The sequence below is a fragment of the Streptomyces sp. NPDC091387 genome (genome assembly GCF_044756945.1).
Lineage (GTDB): Bacteria > Actinomycetota > Actinomycetes > Streptomycetales > Streptomycetaceae > Streptomyces.
The window spans coordinates 160676-183494 of record NZ_JBIVTZ010000008.1; the positions used below are offsets into that span (position 1 = coordinate 160676).

19 protein-coding genes and 1 tRNA gene are annotated in these 22819 nt (G+C 70.2%); 9 read left to right on the plus strand and 11 right to left on the minus strand.

The annotated features are described in order from the left end of the window. Positions 1-27 precede the first annotated feature (27 nt). Together ACIQM0_RS18155 and ACIQM0_RS18160 are read right to left on the minus strand one after the other, a co-directional pair. On the minus strand, positions 28-1122 hold the full coding sequence (locus ACIQM0_RS18155; RefSeq protein ID WP_363028798.1) for a LacI family DNA-binding transcriptional regulator: 1095 nt from the start codon (positions 1120-1122) through the stop codon (positions 28-30). A 62-nt stretch (positions 1123-1184) separates the two neighbouring features. Beyond that, entirely contained in the window at positions 1185-2171 is a 987-nt protein-coding gene (locus ACIQM0_RS18160) for a hydroxyacid dehydrogenase (RefSeq protein WP_401287548.1), read from the minus strand. Positions 2172-2510: 339 nt separating this feature from the next. Here ACIQM0_RS18160 and ACIQM0_RS18165 point away from each other — a divergent pair, with 339 nt between their 5' ends. From ACIQM0_RS18165 to ACIQM0_RS18185, 5 genes are all read left to right on the plus strand, one after another. Further along, positions 2511-3524, plus strand: a complete 1014-nt coding sequence (locus tag ACIQM0_RS18165; RefSeq protein ID WP_362952738.1) for an ABC transporter permease subunit — start codon at positions 2511-2513, stop codon at positions 3522-3524. A gap of 82 nt (positions 3525-3606) precedes the next feature. Next, a complete protein-coding gene (locus ACIQM0_RS18170; protein ID WP_385034080.1) occupies positions 3607-4467 on the plus strand; it encodes a carbohydrate ABC transporter permease in 861 nt (286 codons plus the stop codon). Between the two features lie 52 nt (positions 4468-4519). Beyond that, entirely contained in the window at positions 4520-6193 is a 1674-nt protein-coding gene (locus ACIQM0_RS18175) for an extracellular solute-binding protein (RefSeq protein ID WP_401287552.1), read from the plus strand. After that, complete coding sequence (locus tag ACIQM0_RS18180; protein WP_401287555.1) at positions 6190-7656, plus strand: M1 family metallopeptidase; 1467 nt, start codon at positions 6190-6192, stop codon at positions 7654-7656. Before ACIQM0_RS18175 ends, ACIQM0_RS18180 begins: the two co-directional genes overlap by 4 nt. Continuing rightward, on the plus strand, positions 7653-9866 hold the full coding sequence (locus tag ACIQM0_RS18185; RefSeq protein WP_401287557.1) for a right-handed parallel beta-helix repeat-containing protein: 2214 nt from the start codon (positions 7653-7655) through the stop codon (positions 9864-9866). The genes ACIQM0_RS18180 and ACIQM0_RS18185 overlap by 4 nt, the downstream gene beginning before the upstream one ends. A gap of 125 nt (positions 9867-9991) precedes the next feature. Here ACIQM0_RS18185 and ACIQM0_RS18190 read toward each other — a convergent pair whose 3' ends face one another. Continuing rightward, positions 9992-10717 (minus strand): TetR/AcrR family transcriptional regulator, encoded by a 726-nt coding sequence (locus ACIQM0_RS18190; RefSeq protein WP_401287560.1) that lies wholly within the window; start codon positions 10715-10717, stop codon positions 9992-9994. A gap of 207 nt (positions 10718-10924) precedes the next feature. On the opposite strand from ACIQM0_RS18190, the gene ACIQM0_RS18195 reads away from it, so the two are divergent. Further along, on the plus strand, positions 10925-11872 hold the full coding sequence (locus ACIQM0_RS18195; RefSeq protein ID WP_401287563.1) for an NAD-dependent epimerase/dehydratase family protein: 948 nt from the start codon (positions 10925-10927) through the stop codon (positions 11870-11872). A gap of 47 nt (positions 11873-11919) precedes the next feature. On the opposite strand, the gene ACIQM0_RS18200 is transcribed toward ACIQM0_RS18195, so the two are convergent. The 3 genes from ACIQM0_RS18200 to ACIQM0_RS18210 all read right to left on the minus strand — a co-directional run bounded on the left by ACIQM0_RS18200 (position 11920) and on the right by ACIQM0_RS18210 (position 15171). Then, positions 11920-13392 (minus strand): carbohydrate-binding protein, encoded by a 1473-nt coding sequence (locus ACIQM0_RS18200; protein ID WP_401287566.1) that lies wholly within the window; start codon positions 13390-13392, stop codon positions 11920-11922. A gap of 119 nt (positions 13393-13511) precedes the next feature. Next, positions 13512-14414 carry a transketolase family protein gene (locus ACIQM0_RS18205; RefSeq protein WP_401287569.1) on the minus strand — a complete coding sequence of 301 codons (903 nt, stop codon included), beginning with the start codon at positions 14412-14414 and terminating at the stop codon, positions 13512-13514. 55 nt (positions 14415-14469) lie between these two features. Next, the gene (locus tag ACIQM0_RS18210; RefSeq protein ID WP_401287572.1) at positions 14470-15171 is read right to left on the minus strand and encodes a transketolase; all 702 of its coding nucleotides are present in this window, start codon (positions 15169-15171) and stop codon (positions 14470-14472) included. Positions 15172-15299: 128 nt separating this feature from the next. On the opposite strand from ACIQM0_RS18210, the gene ACIQM0_RS18215 reads away from it, so the two are divergent. The 3 genes from ACIQM0_RS18215 (at position 15300) to ACIQM0_RS18225 (ending at position 17880) form a co-directional block, all read left to right on the plus strand. Then, positions 15300-15373 (plus strand) — tRNA-Pro (locus ACIQM0_RS18215). Between the two features lie 856 nt (positions 15374-16229). After that, on the plus strand, positions 16230-17363 hold the full coding sequence (locus ACIQM0_RS18220) for an FAD-dependent monooxygenase (protein ID WP_401287575.1): 1134 nt from the start codon (positions 16230-16232) through the stop codon (positions 17361-17363). A 40-nt stretch (positions 17364-17403) separates the two neighbouring features. Next, positions 17404-17880, plus strand: a complete 477-nt coding sequence (locus ACIQM0_RS18225) for a MarR family winged helix-turn-helix transcriptional regulator (protein ID WP_401287577.1) — start codon at positions 17404-17406, stop codon at positions 17878-17880. Between the two features lie 701 nt (positions 17881-18581). Here ACIQM0_RS18225 and ACIQM0_RS18230 read toward each other — a convergent pair. From ACIQM0_RS18230 to ACIQM0_RS18250, 5 genes are read right to left on the minus strand one after another with little or no spacing between them, the layout of a single operon-like run. Next, positions 18582-19790: a DUF3500 domain-containing protein gene (locus tag ACIQM0_RS18230; RefSeq protein WP_401287580.1), complete on the minus strand. Its 1209-nt coding sequence runs from the start codon at positions 19788-19790 to the stop codon at positions 18582-18584. A 10-nt stretch (positions 19791-19800) separates the two neighbouring features. After that, positions 19801-20187 (minus strand): RidA family protein, encoded by a 387-nt coding sequence (locus tag ACIQM0_RS18235; protein WP_401287583.1) that lies wholly within the window; start codon positions 20185-20187, stop codon positions 19801-19803. A 6-nt stretch (positions 20188-20193) separates the two neighbouring features. Then, entirely contained in the window at positions 20194-21045 is an 852-nt protein-coding gene (locus ACIQM0_RS18240) for a fumarylacetoacetate hydrolase family protein (RefSeq protein ID WP_401287586.1), read from the minus strand. Beyond that, positions 21042-21512 carry a nuclear transport factor 2 family protein gene (locus ACIQM0_RS18245; RefSeq protein WP_401287589.1) on the minus strand — a complete coding sequence of 157 codons (471 nt, stop codon included), beginning with the start codon at positions 21510-21512 and terminating at the stop codon, positions 21042-21044. Before ACIQM0_RS18245 ends, ACIQM0_RS18240 begins: the two co-directional genes overlap by 4 nt. Beyond that, a complete protein-coding gene (locus tag ACIQM0_RS18250; protein ID WP_401287591.1) occupies positions 21509-22807 on the minus strand; it encodes an FAD-dependent monooxygenase in 1299 nt (432 codons plus the stop codon). The genes ACIQM0_RS18245 and ACIQM0_RS18250 overlap by 4 nt, the downstream gene beginning before the upstream one ends. Positions 22808-22819: the final 12 nt, after the last annotated feature.

Sequence of the window (22819 nt, forward strand, 5' to 3'; positions counted from 1 at the left end):
AACTACGGACAGGTGGGAAGTAACCGGTCACTTGCGGGAGGGTCGACCGGCCCGGGGTCCGACGGAATCGCGTACCACGATGTGGGTGCCGAGCCGCAGCGCACCCGTGGTCGGCTCCCGCCAGTCGTCCTCGTCGCCGCCGGAGACGGCCAGCCGCACCGCCTGGCGCCCCATCTCCTCCAGCGGCACATGGACCGTGGTCAGCCGGGGACGCAGCTCCTGGGCGACCGGGATGTCGTCGTACCCCACCAGCGAGACGTCCTTCGGCACCCGCAGCCCGGCCTCCTCCAACGCCTGTGCGGCGCCGGCGGCGACCATGTCGTTGGCCGCGAAGACGGCCGTGAACTCCAGTCCGTCCCGGATCAGTTCGCTCATCCGCCGGTAGCCGAAGTTGCGGCTGAAGGCGCCCGGCTGGACCAGTTCGGGATCGGCGGGCAGCCCGCGCAGCTCCAGGGCCCGCCGGTGGCCGGCCAGCCGGTCGCGGGTGGTGGAGAGCTTGGGCGGGCCGCCGAGGTACAGGATGCGCTCGTGCCCCTGCATCAGCAGGTGGTCGGTGATGGCGAACGCGCCGCCCTCGTTGTCGTACTCGACCGCCGCGGTCGGGGCCGCCTCGCCCAGCGGCGGCCTGCCGCACAGCACCAGCTTGGAGCCGCCCGCGTCCAGCTCCCGTGCCCGGCGGGCCAGTTCGGAGGTGTAGCCGCGGTCGGCGATGGAGCCGCCGACCACCACCACCGCGTCGGCCCTGCGCTCGTGCATCAGGTCGATGAAGGCCAGCTCGCGCTGCGGGTCGCCCTGGGTGCAGCACACCAGGCAGAGCCGTCCGCCGAGCGCGGCCTCGCGCTCCACGCCCCGCGCGATATAGGCGTAGAACGGGTCGATGACCTCGTTGACGATGATGCCGACGGTGCGGTTGGAGACCCCGGCCAGTGCGCGGGCGTGCGCGTTGACCACGTAGCCCAGCTCGCGCATGGCCGACTCGACGCGTTCCCGAGTCGCTTCCGCGACGGGGTAGTTGCGGTTCAGTACGCGGGAGACGGTTGCCGTCGAGACGCTTGCGCGCCGCGCGACATCGGTGACCGTCGCCCGTCGCTGTCCGTCCGCGGCCGTGCTCTGCCGGCGCATCCGGCTCACCCCCTGGTGGCTGTTGTGTGACGCCGAGCCTAGAGCCTGTGGCGGGACGTGGTTCATGCGATTCTCCCCAGGTCGGCCCGGTGTACCGGGTGGCCGAACGGCTCGCCCCTCGCGTACCGGGCCAGTTCGTCGACGGCGAGCGCGCCCAGCCGTCCCACCTCGTTGCCCTGGGCGCCCGCGAGATGCGGGGTCAGGAAGACGTTGGGCAGGTCCCACAGCGGGTGGCCGGCCGGCAGCGGCTCGGGCGAGGTCACGTCCAGGACCGCGTCGAGCCGGCCGCTGACCAGGTGGGCGGTCAGCGCCTCGGTGTCCACCAGCGGGCCGCGGGCCGTGTTGACGACCAGGGTGCCGGGGCGCATCAGGCCGATCCGGCGGGCGTCGATGATCCCCCGGGTCTCCGGCGTGTCCGGGGCGTGCACGGTCACCACGTCGCTGGTCGCCACGAGCGTGTCCAGATCGGCCGGGGTGACGCCCAGGAGCTCCGCCTCGGCCGCGCCCACGTACGGGTCGTACAGCAGCACCTCGACGTCCAGGACCCGCAGCAGCTCGATGACCCGGCGGCCGATCCGGGAGGCGCCGACGACGCCGACGGTCAGCCCGTGCGTGCCGAGCCAGTGCTGCCGGTCGAGGTCGGCGCCGGTGCGGTGGGTGCGACGGGTGCGGTAGAGCCCCGCCAGCGGGAACACCCGCTTCGCGCCCATGATGATCGCGGCCAGGGTGAACTCCGCCACCGGTACGGCGTTGGCGGAGGCGGCCGAGGAGACGGCGATCCCGCGGTCGAAGGCGTCCGGGGACAGAAACGTCTTCACCGTGCCGGCCGCATGGATCACGGCTCGCAGCCCGGGTGCCCGGTCCAGCAGTGCCGCGTCCACGGGCGGGCAGCCCCAGCCGGTGAGCAGTACCTCGGCGTCGGACAGTGCCGCGGTGGCGGCGGGGGAGTCGAACTCGCTGATCACGGACGGGTCGAGGAGGTCCGCCGTCTCCTCCAGCCGGGCCCGGACGGGAGGCGGGAAGACCTCGTCCAGCAGTCCGGGGCTCATGACCAGAACCGTGCGCGGCCGCCTTCCGGGCGGGGCCGCGGCATCGGTACCGGATTGAGCCGGTGCCTCTTCGGTGGTTCGCACCCTGCCTCCGGACAGTAATCGCGTTCTATGGAATGACCGGCACGCTAGGGAGCGTGATGGCCGACCGTCAAGCTCTCTCCTCATGCAACTATCCAATTCTGTCCGTGTATCGGGCGATTTTCTGGCCTGGATTTCCTTCGAAGAACACTGCGAAACAAAGACGTTCGCTCGGATCCCTTGACGCTTGGGTTAACCGCTTACTAACTTGCGGCCGCAGAAGACTCATACGCGCCACCCGGCCGAACAGGACGCACCATGGCTGACACAGCACCCCCGCTGCCGCGGGAAAAGCGGCGGCAGCGGGCCGATGAACCCGCCCCGCCCGATGCCCGTGCCGCTGCCGCGCCACACCGGCTGACGCTCGGGCAGCGGATCAAGCGCGACCGGGTGATGCTGCTGCTCACCCTGCCCGGCCTGCTCTACTTCGTCGTCTTCCACTACGTGCCGCTGCTCGGGTACGTGGTGGCGTTCCAGGACTACCAGCCGTACCTCGGATACATGCACAGCGTCTGGGTCGGCTTCGCCAACTTCTCCGCGGCGTTCGGCGAACCGGCCTTCTGGAGCGCGACGTTCAACACCCTGGAGATCGCCCTCGTCCAGCTGGTGTTCTTCTTCCCGATCCCGGTCGCCCTGGCCCTGCTGCTCAACAGCATCGCGAGCGACCGCATCAGGCGCTTCGTCCAGAGCGTCGTCTACCTGCCGCACTTCATCGGCTGGGTCATCATCGTCTCGATCTTCCAGCAGATCCTGGGCGGCGCCGGGCTGCTGCCCGATGTCCTGGGAGGCCTGGGGCTGCCGCGCTACGACATGATGAGCGACCCCGACGCCTTCCCCTGGCTGCTGACCCTCCAGGTGGCCTGGAAGGACGCCGGCTGGGGCACGATCATCATCCTGGCCGCGCTGCTGAACATCGACCGGCAGCAGTACGAGGCCGCCGCGATCGACGGCGCGGGACCCAGGCGCCGGCTCTGGCACGTGACCCTGCCGGGCATCGCCCCCGTACTCATCCTGCTGCTGATCCTCAACCTCGGGCAGATCCTCTCCGTCGGCTTCGAACAGATCCTGCTCCAGCGTGACGCGGTCGGACCGGACGCCGGTGAGGTCCTCGACACCTACGTCTACTACCACGGAATCAAGGACAACGACTGGGGCGTCGCCGCCGCCGTCGGACTCGTCAAGGCCGTCATCGGCACCGTGCTCGTGCTGGGCGCGAACAAGCTCGCCCACCGGCTCGGCCACGAAGGGGTGTACCGCGGTGCTGACCGCTGAGAAGACTCGCGCCACGTCCGCGACCACCGCGCCCGAGCCCAGGCCCGCCCACAGGAGCAGGACCGACGGCAGACCGCCGTGGATGGAACGCCCGACCCGCATGGGACAGACCGCCAAGGCGGTGGCCGTCGTCGTGGTCGTCCTCGCGGTGGCCTACCCGCTGGTCGGCGTCATCGGCACGAGCTTCGCCTCGCAGACCGACATCATCAAGGCCTCCGGTCTCGTCCTGTGGCCCGACCACCCCAATCTGGACGCCTACCGCACCATCTTCACCGGCGGGGTCGTCACCCGGGCACTGATCGTCTCCGTCGGCATCACCGTCCTCGGCACCCTCGCCAGCCTGCTCGTCACCGTCGGCATGGCGTACGGGCTCTCCCGCCGCGACGTCACCGGCTCCCGCGCCATCCTGATGATCGCCCTGTTCACCATGCTGTTCAACGCGGGCATCATCCCGAACTTCCTGCTGGTCAAGGGACTCGGCCTGTACGACACCTACGCGGCGCTCGTCATGCCCACCCTGGTCAGCGCTTTCAACCTGGTCGTCCTGCGGTCCTTCTTCATGAACCTGCCGGACGAGCTCTACGACGCGGCGAAGGTCGACGGCGCCGGCGACTTCCGCATCCTGCTGCGCATCGTCCTGCCGCTGTCCAAGGCCGTCCTCGCCGTGATCAGCCTCTTCTACGCGGTGACGTACTGGAACGCCTTCTTCAACTCGCTCCTGTACCTCAACGACTCCGACAAATGGCCGCTGCCCATGGTGCTGCGTACCTACGTCCTCCAGGGCCAGAGCCTGAACTCCGCCTCGGCCGGCGAGGTGCTCGCCCCGCAGCAGGCCGTCCAGATGGCGGTCCTGGTGATCGCCGTCGTACCGATCCTCTGCGTCTACCCGTTCCTCCAGCGCTACTTCACCAAGGGCGTGCTCACCGGCGCCGTCAAGGGCTGAGCGCAACCACCGCCCCCCACTCCTTCCCTCCCCCTCTCCCAAGGAGACTCAGGTGCCGAGCTCAACCCCCGTCAACCGCAGAGCGCTCTTCCGCATGGGTGCGGGCATCGGTCTGGGACTGGCCGCCGCCCCGCTGCTCGCCGCCTGCGGCGACGGCGGCACGACCGCCAAGGCCGAGGCCAAGAGCGCCTCGCTGCTCCCCGACACCGCGATCCGCAACATCGGCCTCAAGCCCGATCTCGCCGGCACCGCGGCCGGCGTCCCGCAGGGCTTCTTCAGCTACCCGGCCAAGCCGCTGAGAGCCACCAAGGGCACACCGCTCAAGGGCGCAGAGCCGATCCGCGCGACGATGGAGACCTTCTCGCCGCCGCCGCCCTCGCGCGGCAGGAACGCCGCCTGGCAGGCGATCGAGAAGCTGCTCGGCGGCCGGGTCGACATCACCGCCGTCCCGGCGGACGACTACGGCACCAAGTTCTCCACCATGATCGCCAGCGACAGCCTGCCGGACCTCTTCATGTACCCCGAAGTCGGCGGCGTCGACAACAAGGCGGCCTTCCTGCGGGCCAAGTGCGCCGACCTGACCCCGTACCTGGCCGGTGACAAGGTCAAGGACTACCCCAACCTGGCCGCGATACCGCAGGGCGCCTGGCAGTCCGCCATCTTCGGCGGAAAGCTCTACGGCATCCCGATCGCGCGCACCGGCACCGGCGGCGCGGGCTTCTACCGGCACGACCTGTTCGAGGAGATCGGCATCACGAGCCTCGACCAGATCACCGGCCTCGACCGGTTCGTCGAGGCGTGCAAGGAGCTGACCCGCCCCAAGAAGGACCAGTACGCGATCATCGCGGGCGCCACCAACGTCCTCGCCATGTCGGCCGGCGCACCGTACGCCTGGCGGATGGATTCCAAGACCGGCACGTTCACCACCGACCTGGAGACGCCGGAGTTCCGCCAGGCGGTGGAGACCGCACGGTCGCTGTACAAGGCGGGCTGCTACTACCCGGGCACCCTTCAGATGTCCGGGGCACAGAAGGCCCAGTACACGGACATGTTCAAGAACGGCAAGGGCGCGTACGTCTACGACGGCATACCCACCTATCTGGCCCCCGGGGTCGGCTACATCGCCGCGATGAAGGCGATCGACAAGAAGTACGACCCCAGGCCCTTCGTGCCGTTCGGCTCAGCGCCCGTCGCCTGGATGGACAACGTCAAGCTGGAGAACACCTACCTGAAGAACGGGTCCGAGGAGCGGGTGCGGCAGATCCTGGCGCTGGCCGACTTCGCCGCGTCTCCGTTCGGCAGCGAGGAATACACGCTCATCAACTACGGCGTCGAGGGCAAGGACTTCACCCGCGACGCGAAGGGCAACCCGGCGCTCACCAAGCAGGGCACCCAGGACGTCACCGTGCCCTGGAAGTTCATCTCCTCCGCCGTCCCGGCCGTCTTCAGCGCCGACTCGGAGCAGGGCGTCCGCCATGTGCACGAGGCGTTCACCAAGATGATCCCGATCATGGAGCAGGACCCGACGCTCCAGTACTCCTCGCCCACCTGGGACTCCAAGGGCTACGGCAGCCTCTACACGTTCAAGCTGGACGCGCTCAAGGACATCATCTCCGGCCGCAAGCCCATGTCCGCCTACGACCGGCTGGTCAAGGACTACCTGGCCAAGGGCGCCGAGCAGGCCCGCGGCGAATTCGAGGAAGCGGCCCAGAAGGGGAAGAAGTGACGACACGACGCACGGCCCTCAGACTCGGCGGGGCGGCGGCCGCCGCGGCCGTCGCCGTACCGGCCCTCGGCCGGACCGCCGCCGCGCAGCCGCACCGCTTCGACCCGAGGCCCGGTTCGAACGGCGTCGGCGACCCGCTCTTCCCGACGCTCGGCAACGGCGGCTACCAGGTCCTCCACTACGACCTGACCTTCGACTTCACCCCGGTGACGTACGACTTCACCGCGACCGTGAAGATCAACGCCAGGGCCACCCAGGACCTCTCCGCGTTCAACCTCGACACCGACGGCCACACCATCGACGCGGTCACCGTCTCCGGCCGCCGCGCCGCCTGGGAGCTCAACCCCGGCCAGAGCGGCCAGGAGTTCACGATCACCCCGGCCCGGCCGCTCCACGACGGGCAGGCGTTCACCGTCGAGGTCCGCTACCGCGGCAACGGCAAGGCGCCCCGACTCGGCCTCACCGGATGGAAGTTCGGCACCGACGGCGGGTTCGCCTCGGCCGCCCAGTCCTCGCGCGCCGACACCTTCCTGCCGTGCAACGACACCCCGTCCGACAAGGCGACCTGGACCTTCCACATCAGCGCCCCCAAGGGCTTCGTCGCCACCGCCAACGGCGAACTCACCCACAAGTCCCGGCGCTCCGACGGCTCCACGGTCTGGCACTTCGCGCTGCGCGAGCGGATGGCGACCGAACTCATCGGCATCGCCGTCGTCAAGGGCACCTATCTGTACGGCACCAGCCACCGCGGCCTGCCCCTGCGCCACATCGTCCCCCAGGGCCAAGAGGAGAAGTACGGCCCGGTCGTGGCCCGCACCCCGGACCATCTGGACTGGCTGGAGGCGAAGTTCGGCCGCTACCCGTTCTCCGTCTACGGCGTCCACATCTACGACGGCTACACCGACGCCCTGGAGAACCAGACCCTGTCGCTGTTCTCCACCAACTGGTTCAAGCCCGACGCCAACGGCCGGCCCGGCTACGAGACCACCATGGTGCACGAGCTCGTCCACCAGTGGTTCGGCGACTCCGTCACCCCGCACGACTGGCAGCAGGCCTGGCTGAACGAGGGCCCCGCCGTGTACTACGCCGGTCTGTACGGCGAGGAGCGCGGCTGGTCCGTCCTCGAGGACAAGATGCGGGCGACGTACGAGAAGCTCGACGCCGTCCGCGCGGCAGACGGCCCGCCCGGACTTCCGAAGGCGCTCGGCGGCACGAACATCTACGACGGCGGCGCACTCGTGCTCTACGCCCTGAGCCTGCGGGCCGGGCAGCGGGAGTTCGACAAGGTCATGCGCGAGTGGGTCCGGCGTTTCAAGGACTTCACGTACACCAGCGAGCAGTTCATCCGGCACACCGTCGACGTCACCGGTGACCGGTCCCTCGGCCCGTTCCTGCGCGACTGGCTCTTCGGGGCCGTCAACCCGCCCATGCCCGGCCACCCCGACTGGAAGGCCACCGCGTGAACCGCCCCCTGAACGCCGTACGGGCAACCGCCGCTGCCGCCACTGCCGCGTTCCTGGCCGCACTCCTCGCCGCCCCCGGCGCCCAGGCGGCACCCGGAGCCCGCTCGTTGTACGCGTCCCCCGACGGCCGGGGCTCCTCCTGCACCGCCACCCGGCCCTGCACCCCGGAAGCCGCCCGGGACCTGGCCCGCACCGAGACCGGGCGCGACGTCCGCGTACTCCTCAAGGACGGTACGTACAAGCGGGACGAGCCACTGAGGCTGGGCGCCGCCGACTCGGGGAAGAACGGCCACACCGTCACCTGGACCGCCGCCCCGGGCGCCCGCCCCGTCCTCTCCGGCGGACAGGACATCACCGGCTGGCACCGCAACAACGACGGCACCTGGACCGCCGGCGTCCCCACCGGCGTCACCCCGCGCCAGCTCTTCGTCGACGGCACCCGCGCCACCCGCGCCCGCGGCGAGGCCTGCGCGGCGAGCACCTGCGACGCCACCGCAGCCGGCATGACCGGCGCCACCGCGACCGGAATCGACCGGTGGCAGCGCCCCACCGACGCCGAAGCCGTCATCCGGGTCCGCTGGCGCGACTACCACTGCCGGATCGCGGGGGTCAGCGGCGACACCATGACGTTCGTCCAGCCCTGCTGGACCAACTCCGCGAGCGGCACCGACCGCACCGGACCCGCATGGGACTCCACCGCCGTCGACTCCACCCGCTACAGCGGCGTCGCCTTCTTCGAGAACGCCACCGAACTCCTCGACCAGCCGGGCGAGTTCGTCTGGGACTCGGAGAGCCGCACCGTCACCTACCAGCCGCGCAAGGGCGAGAACATGCGCCGCGCGCAGACCGTCACCCCGCACACCGAACAGCTCCTCGTCGTCGACGGCGCCCACGACGTCACCGTCAGCGGAATCGGCTTCGCCTACGCGGCGTACCGGCAGCCCGGCACCGATGAGGGCTACGCGGGCATGCAGGCGGGTCTCACCCTGACCGGAGCCACCGGCCCCGTCGACCACGCGGGCCGCTACTACACGAAGCCTGCCGCCGCGGTCACCGTCCGCGGCGGCAGGCGGGTCTCCATCGAGAGCGGCCGGTTCAGCCACCTCGGCGGGGCCGGCGCGATCCTGGAGGCCGGCACCAAGGACAGCTCCCTGACCCGGTCGTCCTTCACCGACCTGTCCTCGGGCGCCGTGTACGTCGGCGACACCGAACCGATGCCGGACGCGTCGCTCGCAGGGGAGCGGAACACCGTCGCGTACAACACCATCAGCCGTTCCGGCGTCGAGTACACCGACTCGGTGGGCATCTGGGCCGGATACGAGGCCGGGCTGACCGTCGGCCACAACAGCCTGGACCACCTCCCGTACTCCGCGATCTCGGTCGGCTGGGGCTGGAACCAGACCGAGGCCCAGAAGTCCGTGCTGCGCGACAACAGGGTGACGGACAACCGCATCACCGACGTCATGGAGGTCGCACAGCAGCAGCACGACGGCGGCGCGATCTACACCCAGGGCGCACAGCCCGGCACGGTCCTCAGCGGCAACTACATCAACCGCTCGGCGTACGGCAACACCGAACGCGACGGCAACGGCATCTACCTCGACGAGCAGTCCTCGCACATCACCGTCGAGCGGAACGTCATCACCCGCATCGGCTACAAATGGGTCTCGAACTGGGCGGACTACGGAATCCGGAACACCGCACGCGGCAACTGGACCGACACCGCGGCCCCCGCCCTCGGCGGCACCGGCTCCGTCATGACGGACAACCTCACCGGCCTGGACCGGCTGCCCGCCGAGGCCCTCGCCGTCGCCGCACGGGCGGGCGCCCGCGGCGGCCCGGTCGAGCAGCTGCGCACCGATCTGGCGCGCACCGGCACGGCCACCCAGTCCTCGACCGAGGGAACGGCGACGGCGGCACTCGCCCTGGACGCCGACACCAACACGGACACCCGCACGCTCTCCGAGGCGGGCGCCTGGTGGCAGGTGGACCTCGGCGCCGTCCGGCACGTCCGGCAGGTCGAGGTCTGGAACGACGCCTCCTCCACCACGGCCGACTTCGACGTCGTCACGGACGACGGGAGGGTGCACGTCAGCGGGAAGGCGCTGCGTCCCACACTGGTGAACCTGGACAGCCGGACCCGCACGGTGAAGATCGTGACCTCCGGAACGGGCCGGGTGGCACTCTCCCAGGTCCTCGTCCACCCCTGACCCGCGCACACCCCGCACCCCGCTCACGACACACGGAACGCCGGACCGGCCCCTGGGCCCGTCCGGCGTTCCGCGTTGCCCGCAGAACCGGCGCGGGCTTCCGCCGGCGGCCACGGGGAGGGCGCTCACTCCAGCCCGAAGGCGTCCGCCAGCATGCCGATCTGCGCATCCAGCAGGGTGTCCACGCTGTGCCCCATCCCGGCGAACTGCCCGGCCGTCTCCAGGCCCACCGATCCGTGCAACTGCGCCCACGCGAGCAGGGCGCCGGCCAGTGCCCGTGCGCAGGCCGCGGTGTCGGCGGTGGCATCCGCCGCGTACGCGGCAACCCAGCCGCCCACGGCCGGGTCCGAGCCGAGCCAGGCCGCCATCTGCTCCACCACCGGGGCCACCCCCGCTCCGGGCGTCCCGTTCGCGAACACCGGAAGGAACGGCCCGAGCACCGCACGCGCCCGGTCCAGCGTGTCGGCGGGCGCGACATATCCGGGTACCGGAGAGCCCTGGATCAGGAGATACCGGTGCGGTTCCGCGACCGCCCAGTCCCGGTACGCGGCCGCGAGTGAGCGCAGCCGCTCGCGCGGGCTCGCCGGAACCGCCGCCGACCGGGCCGCCGCGGCCCCGATGGCCGTCGCGGCATCGTCGTACGCGTCCCTGATCAGCGCGTTCAGCAGGTCGTCGCGGCTGGCGAAGTAGCGGTAGAGCGCCGGTCCGGACAGCCCCATGTCCTTGGCGATCCGGGTGAGGGCGAGCGCTGCCACACCCCCGTCGGCCAGCTGTCGCAGGGCTGATTCCTTGATCTCCGCCCGGGTCTGCTCCCGGTACCGGGCCCGTGGCCCCAGCTGCGCCTCGGCCATTCCCGGCCCCTTTCGTTAGGCAAGCTCACGTCAGTTACGGAGTCTAACAGTCAGGCTTGCGACGACTCATCGCAAGAGTTACTGTCTCTAACGGAAGCGACGAGCTGTAGCGCCGGGCGGTGGGAGCCAAGCCCTGACGCCAGGCCGTAGCGATCACTCCGAGCCACTCCGCATGACTCGAATCACTCCGAATCACAGGGAGCACCCATGTCCGCAGCACGTGATCTTCAGGTTGTTCTGGGCGCCGGTCCCGCCGGTACGGCACTCGCTGTCGCGCTGGCCCGCCGCGGCCACCCGGTCCGGCTCGTCGACCGGGCGGGCGGCGGGCCGGCGCTCGACGGCGTCGACCGGTTCGCCGCCGACGTCGCCACCGCGGAGGGTGCCCGAGCGGCGGTCGACGGCGCGGCCGTCGTGTACCACTGCGTGAACGTGGCCTACCACCTCCAGGTCGAGGTCATGCCGCGGATCCAGCAGGCCGTACTGGCGGCGTCCGAGGCGGAGGGGGCCCGCCTCGTCGTGCTCGACACGCTCTATCCGTACGGTGAGACACACGGTGCGGTCATGACCGAGGACACCCCGTGGAACGCGACCACCCGCAAGGGCCTGATGCGCGCCGAGCTCGACGCCCGCTACCTCGCCGCCCATGCCGAGGGTCGGATCCGGGTCGTGCTGGGCCGGTCGGCCGACTTCGTGGGGCCCGGCGTCCTCAACTCCACGCTCGGCGGGGCGGTGTTCCCGCCCGCGCTGGCCGGGGGAGAGGTCCCTGCCTTCGGCGACATCGACCTGCCGCACAGCTACACGTACATCGGTGATGTCGCGGCGGGCCTCGCGACGCTGGGTGAGAACCCGGACGGCGACGGCCGGGTCTGGCACCTGCCCACGGCCCCGGCGCTCACCACCCGCCAGATCCTGGCCATGGTCGAGGAGCGCGTCGGCCGTCCGCTGACCCTCACCGTCGTCGCGGAACCGCGGCCGTTCGGGCCGTTCGACGAGGTGTTCATGGCGGAGTACGCCGAGATGTTCTACCAGCACACGGAGGCGCAGATCGTTGACTCCTCCGCCATCGAGAAGGCGTTCGGCCTCGCACCGAACCCGCTCTCCGCCACCGTCGACGCCACGCTGGCGTGGTACGGGGAACTGCTGGCGGCACGCTGAGCGCGCGCCCTCAGGTCACGGGCGCCCGGCCCGGCGGGCCGGGGGTGTCATCCGGCCCCCCGCAGGCCGCCTCCGGTCCCCGGGCGGTTGAAACGGAGCCAGTCCAGCGCGAACAGGTCGGCCGCATCCGCGCGCCACGCCGGATTGCTGAACACGGCGAAGAGCCGCACGCTGTGTCCCGGACCGGACAGCGTCGTCGTCGGCGACACCGGGCGGTCCCAGCCCCCGGTGAACGGGATGGAGACCTCTGCGAGGATCGGCCCGGCCGGGGAGCCGGACCGCAGTTCGAGGGTGCCGCCGATGCCGCCGGAGGCCGCGCGGACCGTGACCGAGCCGATGCTCTCCAGGGACACCGTGCCGAGGCCGATCCAGTCGCCGTCCTCGATCTCCACGGCCCGCTGTCCGCCGGAATCACCGGGGCGGCTTCCCGTCGCCGCGCCCCCGTGCGTACCGCCGGTCGCCGTGAACCACTCCGCCTCGCAGAAGGCTGCTCGCAGCGTCACCGACGCGGACCCGGTGAGTGCGGGCGCGCCCGGGGCCTCGTCGTCCTCGTACCGGGCGGTGAGGCCGAACGCGACATCGTCCGCCGCTCCGCGACCGGTCACCAGCGTGCCGGTGCAGCCGGAGCGGCCGCCGAGCCGGCGCAGTGGCGGGACGCGGCCGAGCGGTGACTCCACGACCACCCGCGAACAGTCGACGGCCCTGCCGTGTCCGTCTTCCGCGTCCGTCACGCCCACGGTGAGCGAAAGCGTGTCGCCCATCCCGAACACGCCGTGATCCAGGGGCTGTTCGATCGACACGACAGGCCGGCTGTTCCCCACCACGATCCGCCGCGCGGCCCGGCTCGTGCGCCCGCCCGGCCCGGTGACGGCCAGCCGGGCGGAGTGCGAACCGTTGCTCCGGTACGTGTGCGAGGGGTTCGCCTCCGTCGAGTCGGTGCTGCCGTCGCCGTCGAAGTCCCATGCGTACGCGAGGTGTCGGGCGGGATGCGTAACGGCACGGGCGTCGATGGCGCCCTCGCCCCTGCCGCTTTCGTTGCGCTCGTCGCCCGTGATGCCTCTGTCGCCTTCGGCGGCGGAAAACGTGACGGTCAGGGGAGCCGGGCCACTGTCCCGGTCGGCGGATATGTGGATCCTGCGCGGCTTCTGCCGAGCTGAACTGCCCTGTGTTGCAACGCAATCGTCAGTGGCCGCGCCCGGCCCGACCTCGCCGAGCAAGTGTCTGGGGGAGGGGTGGGAGAGTCTCTCCTTGGATTCGCCGGCGGCCGGGCACCCGCCGCTCATCCCTTCGTGCCGGACCGTGTTCTGCTCGTCGGCTGCGGGAGCCCCGGCCGGTGCGGGCGACACCGTCGCAGGCACTGCGGGCCGCAGGTGGACGGCCGCGTGCGCCCGGGGCTGCGAGGTCACCAGGAGGGCGAGGATCAGGACCGGACCGGACGCGAGGGCGGCGAGCGGCAGCAGACCGCGCGCCGGGCGCGCCGGACTCCCTGAGGCATGACGGATCGACGGTCGGTGACTCATGGGCGCTCCCTGTGCGGTAGATGCCGGCATGGGGGTTAGAAAGCGCTTTCTAGGGCGCCGTTCAGATTAGGTTCACGTCTTCCGTGCGGTCAATGGGCCGGTGCCGCCCTGCCGTGCCCTCAGTGGCCGAGAAAGTCGCCGATCCGCTGCCGCAGGCCCCGCGGGTCCAGACCGTGAGCGGTGAGATGCTCGTCCATCTGCCCGTACCGGCGCAGTTCCTCGCGGGCGACACCGAGTCCCAGGATCCGGTGGGGGAGTGCGGCGAGCGCGTCGTTGGCCGCGGCCGTGGAGGTGCCCGCCAGGTACGGCTCGACGATCACGACATCGGCGGCCGGCTGGTGGCCCACCGCCCGGCGCAGGCCGTCCGCGTCGAACGGCCGCACCGTCGTCGCGTACAGCACGGTTGTGTCGAGCCCCTCGGCCGCGGCGAGGACGTTGTCGAGCATCGGCCCGACGGCGATCACCACGCCGCTCTTCCCCTCGCGCACGGTGGTGAACCCGCCCGCCCCGCCGACCGGGCGCGCCCGCTCGTTGGACTGCAGCGACAGCCGCACATAGACCCGGTCGTCCCCGGCGGCGGCCTCCCGCAGCAGGGCCTCGGCCTCGTCGGGGTGTCCCGGAACGTGCACCGTCCAGCCGTCGAGGGTGTCCAGGAGTGCGACGTCCCCGGGCGCCATGTGGGTGAAACCGCCGGCCGGCCAGTCGTACGAGGCTCCGGCGCTGACCAGCACCCCGCCCACGCCCTGATGGCCGAAATCCAGCTTCACCTGTTCGAAGGGGCGCTCCACCAGGAAGCTGGCGAAGGTGTGCACGATCGGCCGGAGTCCGGTGAGTGCCATTCCGGCACCGGCACCGACAAGCAGCTGCTCCCGGATGCCGACGTTGACGACGCGGTGGGGGTGGGCGCGCTCGGCCCGTTCGAAGCCGTCCCGGCTGATCTCCGCCAGCACGAGCGCCAGCCGGGGGTCCTCGTCCAGCAGGCGCGAGGTGGTGGCGATGAATCGGTCGCGCATCGTGTCCATGTGAGGTGTTCCTCTTCTTCCGTCCGTGGTTGCGGTGGGTTGCTGACGCGGGGGCTCAGGCCTTGGCGGCGACCCGGGCGACCACGGCCCGCGGCTGCCCGGGATGCGGTGCGGTGAAGGCGCCGTACAGCGCTTCGTGGTCCCGCCCGTCCACGGAGGCCACCGACCAGCCCGCGGTCGCGAACCGGTCGGCGATGCCGCCGGGGCGGCCGTACGACGCCGAAGCGTTGTCGATCACCACGGTGTGCAGCTGATCGAGACCCGCCGGGCCGGCGTAGGCGATCGCCTCGTGGTTGCTGCCCTCGTCCAGCTCGGCGTCCCCGGTCAGTACCCACACGCGGGGACCGGTCAGCCCCTGGGCCCGCAGCCCCAGCGCGGTCCCCACGGCCAGCGGCAGCCCGTGCCCCAGCGAGCCGCTGCCGATCTCGGCGCCGGGCACCAGCAGCCGGTCCGGGTGGTGGCCGAGCGGTGAGTCGTACGAGCCGAAGCCCGCCAGCAGCTCCTCGCCGAAGAACCCGTGCGCGGCGAGGACGGCGTAGTACGCCATCGGCCCGTGCCCCTTCGACAGCAGGAAGCGGTCGCGGTCGGGGGCGTCCACTGTTTCCGGTGTCACCCGCAGCACCCGGTCGTACAGCACCCACAGGGCGTCGAGCGTCGAGGTGGCGGCGGGGCCGTGCTTCTCGTCGCCGGTCATCAGGCTCATCAGCCGGTGCAGATCGCGGTATGCGGGCGTAAGGGTGGCGGTCGATTTCGTCATGTGCCACAGCGTTCAACATCAAGCGTGGTTGAGGTCAAGCACCCAAAGGTGTTCGTAACCACCCGCTGAAGTGCGGTATTGTTCTCATGCACGTTCGGCCACGGGGAAACCCCAGGTCAGGCGGGTATCGGGACGTGGCGCAGCTTGGTAGCGCACTTGACTGGGGGTCAAGGGGTCGCAGGTTCAAATCCTGTCGTCCCGACTGGAGACAGTCGTAGATCAGGGCCGGTTTCGGAGCAATCCGAAACCGGCCCTTGGTCGTTCTTGGGGACCAGCTGGGGACCAGCCTCCTTGACCGGGCCAGCGGGTCATGACGATCGGGCTCGGCAGGGAACGCGGTGCACGGAGCGCGCTGAGGTGTGCGGAGAGGGCTGTGCCAGCTGCCGTGATCTTGTGTACGTCCTCGTGTAGGTACCCGCTGGGTGGTCATCAGTGATCCGTGGCCGGCGATTATGCGGAGGGCGTGCACTTGGACTCCGGCGTCGGCGAACCAGGTCAGTCCCGTGTGTCGGAGGTCGTGGCGGCGCGGGTGCTCGTAGCCGAGTTTGGTGACCACGTCGTCCCGGTGTGTGGCGTCGTGCAGGACGCCGGTGGAGTGTCGGACGGCGACCGGGACAACGGGTTTCTCGGCCATCAGGCCTCTTGGCGCGGGACGGTCCGGTGGCTGTGCAGCCATTCCTCGACGTCGAGCGCGCTGCGTATCACTCGGCACGCGCTGCACTACGACAGCCTCACCGCGATCGCCGGGGGTGCTGAACGCCCACGAAGGCCGGTGCGGCCGTGGAGCGTCAACGCGACGCCGTATCCGATCCGTTGGAGGCGAGGCCAAGGCCACCGCCGCTCGCCGCGGAACCGGCGATCTGCAACGCCTGTAGTGCATCCGAAGTCTGCTCGCCGGCCAGGGCCACCACGCGACGGGCCCCACGCCGGCCCTGCTTTCGAAACCTGCCTCGTCAGAACCATTGACGAAAATATATATATCTTCGTATCTTTCCTGTGGCGCGCGCCACAGCAGCACCTGATTGCAGGGCAACACCGCAGAGCCGAAGGGAATTGCTATGAGCCGAGGTTCGATCCTGATTGTCGGTGGAGGTATTGGCGGTCTCGCGACAGCCATCGCCGTCCAGCAGAAGGGCTACGACGCGACGGTCGTCGAGCTCCACTCCGACGTCCACTCGTCTGTCCACGGCGTCGGCATCATCCAGCCGATGAACGCTCTGCGGGCGCTCGACATGATCGGATGCGCCCAGGACTGCATCGCGGCCGGATACCCGGCCAAGCGCTGGGGCGGTCTCTACTCGACCGACGGCACCTTCATCAAGGAGATGCCGGGCACGCCCGTCCCCGGTGTCGACCTGCCTCCGATGAACGGCCTCACCCGTCCGAAGCTGCACGAGATCCTGACCTCTCACGCCGTCGAGGCGGGCGTGACCATCCGTTACGCGACGACCTTCGCGGAACTCAAGGATGACGGTGCCGGCGTCGACGTCAGCTTCACCGACGGATCCACCGGTCGCTTCGACATCGTCGTCGGTGCCGACGGCGTCTACTCCAAGACCCGCGGCTACGTCGTCGAGGGCGAAGTCGCGCCTTACTACATCGGTCAGTCGGCCTACCGCGTCAACATCCCGCTCCTGCCCGAGATCGACAGCATCATCCTGCAGGCCGGCCCCGAGGGCATGGCCGGTCTCGTCCCGATCGGCAAGGACCTGGCCTACCTCTTCTACAACGCCCACATGGAGAAGCAGGCGCCTGACTCGGGCATGGACAGTGCCGAGAAGCTGCGCGCGTACCTCGCTCCGTTCGGTGGCTTCATGGGCCGCATCCGCGACGAGTTCATCACCGACGACTGCGACATCGTGCTGCGGCCGGAGGAGTCCCTGATCGTGGACGCCCCGTGGCACAAGGGCCGCATCGTCCTGATGGGCGACGCCGTCCACGCGATCACGCCGCACCTCGGACAGGGTGCCGCCCAGGCGATCGAGGACGGCGTCGTGCTCGCCGACTGCCTCGCCGAGCACGACGACCTCGAGGCGGCCTTCGCGGAGTACACCGACCGCCGTTTCGAGCGCTGCAAGCTCGTCGTCGACACCTCGCTCGACATCGCGGAGTGGGAGATGGGTCGCAAGCCGGACTTCGACAACATCGCCGCCACCGATCACGTCCTCGAGGTCATGGCCCAGCCGCTCTGAGCTGTGCTGCCGCGCGCGGCGGTTCGTTACGATGAGCGGGATGAGCCTTACCTCTCACCAGCGTGAGCTGGCCGACGTCCTGCGCGAGCTCGGGTGGACCGTCCACCGACGGTCGCCCGAGCGAGCGGGCGTCGGCCCGATCCCGACCACCGAACTGGTACTGCTCAAGCAGGTCATCGACGCGCCGGGATCCACCGTCGGCGAGCTGGCGCAGGCGCTGGGACTGCGCCAGCCCAACGTGAGCGCGGCGATCCGGGTTCTGGCCGGTCGCGGCTTCGTGGTCAAGGAGACCAGTCCCAAGGACCGTCGCATCACGCTGGTCAGGCCAACCGAACTCGGGCGTTCGGAGCACGAGGCGATCGCGGACAGCTGGGCCGAGCCGATCCGGGAGGCCCTGGAGGGAATCAGCGCGGATCACCAGGCGGCGATCGAGCAGGCCACGGAGGCGCTGGCGGCCCTCCACGAACGCCTCCAGGCCCTCGATCCGGGCGGGGCGCAGACCGGGGCCTCGGCCTGAAGCGTGGTGCGGAAAACTGCGTCCGGGCAGGGCGGGGCCCCATTGTGCGGGGGTTTCTGATCACGCGACGAAGGCGATGCTGTGCATGTGAGCGACGGCCTGGACCGCGTGACGGAGCCCGGTGCCGCGCCGCCGGCAGCCGTCAGCAGCCGCCGAGGATCTGTAACGCTTCATGCGGGCAAAGGCGTGCTTGACGCCGGCCCGCATCCGTCGGTGCGCCTTCACGCCGGACGGCCGGAGCGGAGTCCCGCCATGCCCTTGTCTCCGCCGTGTCGCCGGGAACGGGCCGGGCCGCGGCACCCACGAGTTCCGTGTCCGCGTCGATGATGACCTGCGTGTTCGCCGAGCACCGGTAGGTGCGTGACGAGGCGCCGGCCTTCCGGTCGCGGACCGGGATGGCCTCGACAGCCCGGTGTACTGCGTCGCAGGAGCCGCGGCGAAGAGGGCCCCGGGGAGCGTGGCCACGCTCGGCGAGGCGACGAGTCCGGGGCGGGGTGCGTGAGCGAGGCTGTCCGGGCCGTTCGTCGTATCCGCTCGGCATGCTTCTCCCGCGCCGGCCCGGTGGGCGCCGCGGCGGCTCCGGCCGGCGGGGGTGCACGGCGGGGTGAAGTGGTGCTTCAGCACGTTCGGCTGCCTGATCGTGCCTGATCGCCGGGCGGCCCGTGACCGGCGGCCCGGCGATCGACTTGCTTTACGGCTCGTCAGTGCTTCACGTAGACCTCCGGGACGTACCACCCTCCGGTTTCGAGCGGGGCGTCCTTGGCCGGCCGGTTCGACACCAGCCGGCGCCGCAGGTGCCGGCCGTCCGGGCCGTGCCGCGCGTAGTGGTCGAGCAGCAGGTCGTGACCGAGGTCGTTGTTGAGGTCACGCCAGATCGCGTGGACATGCTGGCCCGCGGCGACCGCGTTGTCGGCCTCGACGAGCAGGTCACGCGTGGAGATCCGGTAGTAGTGGGCGGTATTCGCCTCGCGTCCGCCTGCCCAGGCGAAACGGATGTCGCACGGGTCGGCCGCGAGAAGCTGCTCGCGGTACTGCCGGGACAGCTCGTCGGGACCGGTCTCCACGTAATAGAGGAGAAGATCGCGTACGGCATCGAGCTGATCGCCGGTCAGGTCGGCGCCGCTGATGCCCGACGGGTCGGCCTTCACGAAGCGCAGGCGCTCGCGGTCCTCGTCGGTCGTCTCGTAGCCGACGATCCCGAGGTCGACCCAGTCGGGCCATTCCTCGGCGCCGACGTAAGGCACCTGACGGGTGACGAAGTCGGCAGGCGCGACCTCGTGGATGACGGCCTGTTCCTGTGCGTCGGGGGACAGCGAATGCAGGATCGTCAGAGCCCGGCGCTCGTTCTCACCGAGCGCGTCCAGCACGCCCGCGCCGACGGGCTGCGCGCCCATCGCGAGCGGCGTGACGGTGAGGTAGCGCTGCGCGACGATCGTGTAGTTGAGGGAGAGGTGGTGACCGATGACCCGCCAGCCCCACGTGTCCTCGAAGCCGGGCCGCCCCCAGAAGCTGAACCAGTAGCCCTCGGGATCACGGAAGTTGCCGGCGAGGACGCCGAAGCCGCGCTCGATCACATCGAGTTCGCGCAGCATGTTCTCCGTGGCCATCACGGAAAGCGCCTGGCTGTAGCCGCGCATGCTGAGGCCGGCCTTGAGCAGCGAGTGCGCGATGACCTTCTGGTGGCGGTCGAGCGAGTGCATCGGGATGCCGGCTCGGTCGGGCTTGGGAATGAAGTCCCAGTCGAGACGGCCCGGAGCATCCATGTCGGGCACGATCGCCGCGGCCTTGAGGTCGGGCCGGAGCGAGTCGAGCAGTGCCCAGGTGGCGAAGAGCATCCGCTTGATGGTGACGGGTGCCTCGTAGGTCACGGGGCCGGGCGAGGAGCCGCCGGGGTCGGGCAGGTGCTTCATGGTTCCTTCCTCAGTCGCTGAGCACTGCGAACAGGTCGCAGTGGACGACGGCGCCGCGGTCGAGCTGAGCCGCGATCGCCTGCCGGGCGGGGCGGTTGGCCGGGTCGGGGAACATCGCCAGCCACTCCCGGTTGAGTGCTTCGCGGTCGTTGGGGTCGGCGAGGTGGAACGTCATCTTGAGGATGTCGTCCGTCGTGCCGCCGAGCTGGGCCATCAGGGTGCGGACGTGGGCGAAGACGTGTGCGAACTGCCGGTCGGTGTCCGGGGGCATCTCGCCGGTCACCGGGTCGCGTCCGGTGATGGCGCCGGTCGCGACGAACGGGCCGATCCGGCTGGCGGCCGGGATCGGGTTGACGTGGCTGAACCCGGGGAGGTCGACGCTGGTGCGGGTGCTCATGGCTGCTCAGCCCTCGGCGATGACGCGGTTCTCGATGTGGCCGAGGCCCTGGATCTCCGCGCGGACGACATCGCCGGTCTTGAGGAACTTGCCCTGCATCGCGCCGATGCCCGCGGGCGTGCCGGTGGCGAGGATGTCGCCGGGCATGAGGGTGAAGACCTGCGAGAGATAGGCGATCTGTTCGTAGATGTCGTGGACCATGTCGTTCGTCGGCCAGTCCTGGCGGACCTCGCCGTTGACGCTGAGGGTCATCCGCAGGTCGTGCGGGTCGGCGATCTCGTCGTCGGTGGTCAGCCACGGGCCGATCGGGCCGTGGGTGTCGAACGACTTGCCGAGCGTGAACGTCGGCGACTTCTTCTGCAGCCAGTCGCGGACCGACACGTCGTTGGTGACGAGGTATCCGGCGATGACGGAGCGGGCATCCTCGACGGACACGTGCTTGCAGCGCCGGCCGATCACCACGCCGAGCTCGATCTCGTAGTCGAGGGCGTCGGAGAGGTTGGGCTTCACGATGCCGTCGTAGGGGCCGACGATGCAGGAGACCTGCTTGTTGAACCACATCTGGTTCTCCGGTATGGGGATGCCCGCGGCGCGTGCCTCCTCGGCGTGCTCCTTGTAGTTCATGCCGATGCCGAGGTACTTCTGCGGATTGTCGATCGGAGCCTCGAGGACCACGTCGGCCAGCGCGTGCGAAAGGCTGCCGGCCGCGAGGATCTCGTGCTTCAGCGAGGGCAGCAGGGGCAGGATCGACCGCAGCGACGTGTCCCCGACGACGTCGGAGATGTCGGTGACCCGGTCACCGTCGACACGGCCCAGCCGCGTCGGCCCGTCTGCGGTGTGGAAGCGTGCGATCTTCACTGCTGCTCCTCCTGAGCGATCTTGTCGAGGCCGGCCTTCTCCTCGGCGGTGGGGGCCCAGACGTGCTCGCCGTCCGGGGTCATCTGGAAGCTCACGAAGCGCCAGGCGCCGTCCTCGCAGCGCCGCAGCACCTGGATCACCTGGCCGGCGACCGTGCGTTCGGAGCCGTCCGGACTGCCGAGTCGGTTGATCAGACGGCCCGTCATGATCGCGACGTCGCCGATCACCCGGATGGTCGGATCGCCTCGGGAGGCGCCCTTGTAGGGCGCTCGGGTGGCGATGTGCTCCAGGAGTTGGGCCTTCGTGTGGGTCAGGCCGGGCGCATGGGTGTGGATCAGCGAGTCGTCGTACACGTCGCGCAGCGCGTCGAGGTCGACCTCCAGCAGCGCCCGCTGACGGCGCTCCTCCACATGGAGGATCGCTGCGCGCGTGGCCCTGTCGGCGAGGACCACCGAGGCGACGGTCATGCCTTGGCTCCGTACTCGTCGCGGTCGTTGGTGCGGTAGCCCGTCGCCTCGCCGGCCTCGAAGCCGGGACGAGGCGAACCGACCAGCGCGTGGTACTTGCTGAAGATCTCGTCGGCCTCCGCGAGCGGGAGAACCTCCTCGACGTCCTCGAAGCGAGTGCCTCCGGTGCGCTCGGCGACCATGCGGCGGATGACCTCGTAGCCCTCGCCACGCATGTTCATCACGATTCGGTTGACGCCCTCGCGGCGAGCCGCGTCGTACGCGACGAAGGCCGCGCGCGGGTCGTCCGGGGTCTCGGCGAGCATTTCCACGATGACGCGGGCGTCGAGCATCGCCTGGGTGATGCCGTTGCCGCCGCGGGGGTACATCGCGTGCGCGGCGTCGCCGAGCAGGACGACCCGGCCGTCGACCCAGTTGTCGAGCGGGTCGTGGCGGATCAGGGGGAAGAGGTAGACCTCGCGGGCCTCGCGAATCATCCGGCGGACGTCGAGGAAGGGCAGCTCGACGGTGTCGAAGAGCGGGATGACCTCGCTGATGTCGCCGACCTGGTTCCAGTCCTCTATGGTCTCCTCACCGTTGGTCTCGGCGACCCAGTTGACCAGGGTTCTGCCGGTTCCCTCGAAGTCGTCGGCGATGGGGTAGACGATCATCGAGGCGGTGTTGGGGTCGCCGATGTGCAGGATCGTGTGGCCGTTGCGGAAGGGTTCCATGACCGTGGTGCCGCGCCACATGGTGATGCCGGAGAAGTGCGGCTCGGAGAGCTCGGGGAACATCTGCTTGCGGATGGCGGACTTGATGCCGTCGGCGGCGATGACCGCCGCATGGCGCACTTGCTCCGTGCGGCCGTCGGCGTGCAGGAGGTGGAGCGTCACGCCGGTCTCGTCCTGCGAGTAGCCGGTGACATCGGTGCCGAGGCGGATCGTGTCCGCACCGAGCCGCTCGAGCACGACCTTGTGGAACAGCATCTGGAGGGTGCCGCGGTGCACGAAGCGCTGCTCGTGCCGGTAGCCCATGTGCACGCCGCACTTCTCGGCGTAGATCTCCTGGCCGAAGTGGTTGTAGAAGATCGAGTCCTGCGCGTCGACGGAGATCGCACGGAACTCCTCCAGCAGGCCGAGGTCGTCGAGCTCGGCCGTGCCGACGGTCTTGATGTCGACGCCGACGCCGAGCGGCTTGAGCTCGGGCACGACCTCGTAAACAACCGGACGGAAGCCCTTCTGGTGCATGCGGAGCGCGGTGAGCAGGCCGGCCGGCCCGGCGCCGATGATCGCGATGTCGAGGTCGGTGGTGGTCATGTCGTTGTCCTC

Coding starts and splice junctions, on each gene's coding strand:
- ACIQM0_RS18250 (WP_401287591.1), bottom strand. CDS start 22,807: ATGACCACCACCGACCTCGACATCGCGATCATCGGCGCCGGGCCGGCC.
- ACIQM0_RS18160 (WP_401287548.1), bottom strand. CDS start 2,171: ATGAGCCCCGGACTGCTGGACGAGGTCTTCCCGCCTCCCGTCCGGGCC.
- ACIQM0_RS18205 (WP_401287569.1), bottom strand. CDS start 14,414: ATGGACACGATGCGCGACCGATTCATCGCCACCACCTCGCGCCTGCTG.
- ACIQM0_RS18230 (WP_401287580.1), bottom strand. CDS start 19,790: ATGAAGCACCTGCCCGACCCCGGCGGCTCCTCGCCCGGCCCCGTGACC.
- ACIQM0_RS18190 (WP_401287560.1), bottom strand. CDS start 10,717: ATGGCCGAGGCGCAGCTGGGGCCACGGGCCCGGTACCGGGAGCAGACC.
- ACIQM0_RS18220 (WP_401287575.1), top strand. CDS start 16,230: ATGAGCCGAGGTTCGATCCTGATTGTCGGTGGAGGTATTGGCGGTCTC.
- ACIQM0_RS18165 (WP_362952738.1), top strand. CDS start 2,511: ATGGCTGACACAGCACCCCCGCTGCCGCGGGAAAAGCGGCGGCAGCGG.
- ACIQM0_RS18200 (WP_401287566.1), bottom strand. CDS start 13,392: ATGAGTCACCGACCGTCGATCCGTCATGCCTCAGGGAGTCCGGCGCGC.
- ACIQM0_RS18170 (WP_385034080.1), top strand. CDS start 3,607: ATGGAACGCCCGACCCGCATGGGACAGACCGCCAAGGCGGTGGCCGTC.
- ACIQM0_RS18210 (WP_401287572.1), bottom strand. CDS start 15,171: ATGACGAAATCGACCGCCACCCTTACGCCCGCATACCGCGATCTGCAC.
- ACIQM0_RS18245 (WP_401287589.1), bottom strand. CDS start 21,512: ATGACCGTCGCCTCGGTGGTCCTCGCCGACAGGGCCACGCGCGCAGCG.
- ACIQM0_RS18155 (WP_363028798.1), bottom strand. CDS start 1,122: ATGCGCCGGCAGAGCACGGCCGCGGACGGACAGCGACGGGCGACGGTC.
- ACIQM0_RS18195 (WP_401287563.1), top strand. CDS start 10,925: ATGTCCGCAGCACGTGATCTTCAGGTTGTTCTGGGCGCCGGTCCCGCC.
- ACIQM0_RS18225 (WP_401287577.1), top strand. CDS start 17,404: ATGAGCCTTACCTCTCACCAGCGTGAGCTGGCCGACGTCCTGCGCGAG.
- ACIQM0_RS18235 (WP_401287583.1), bottom strand. CDS start 20,187: ATGAGCACCCGCACCAGCGTCGACCTCCCCGGGTTCAGCCACGTCAAC.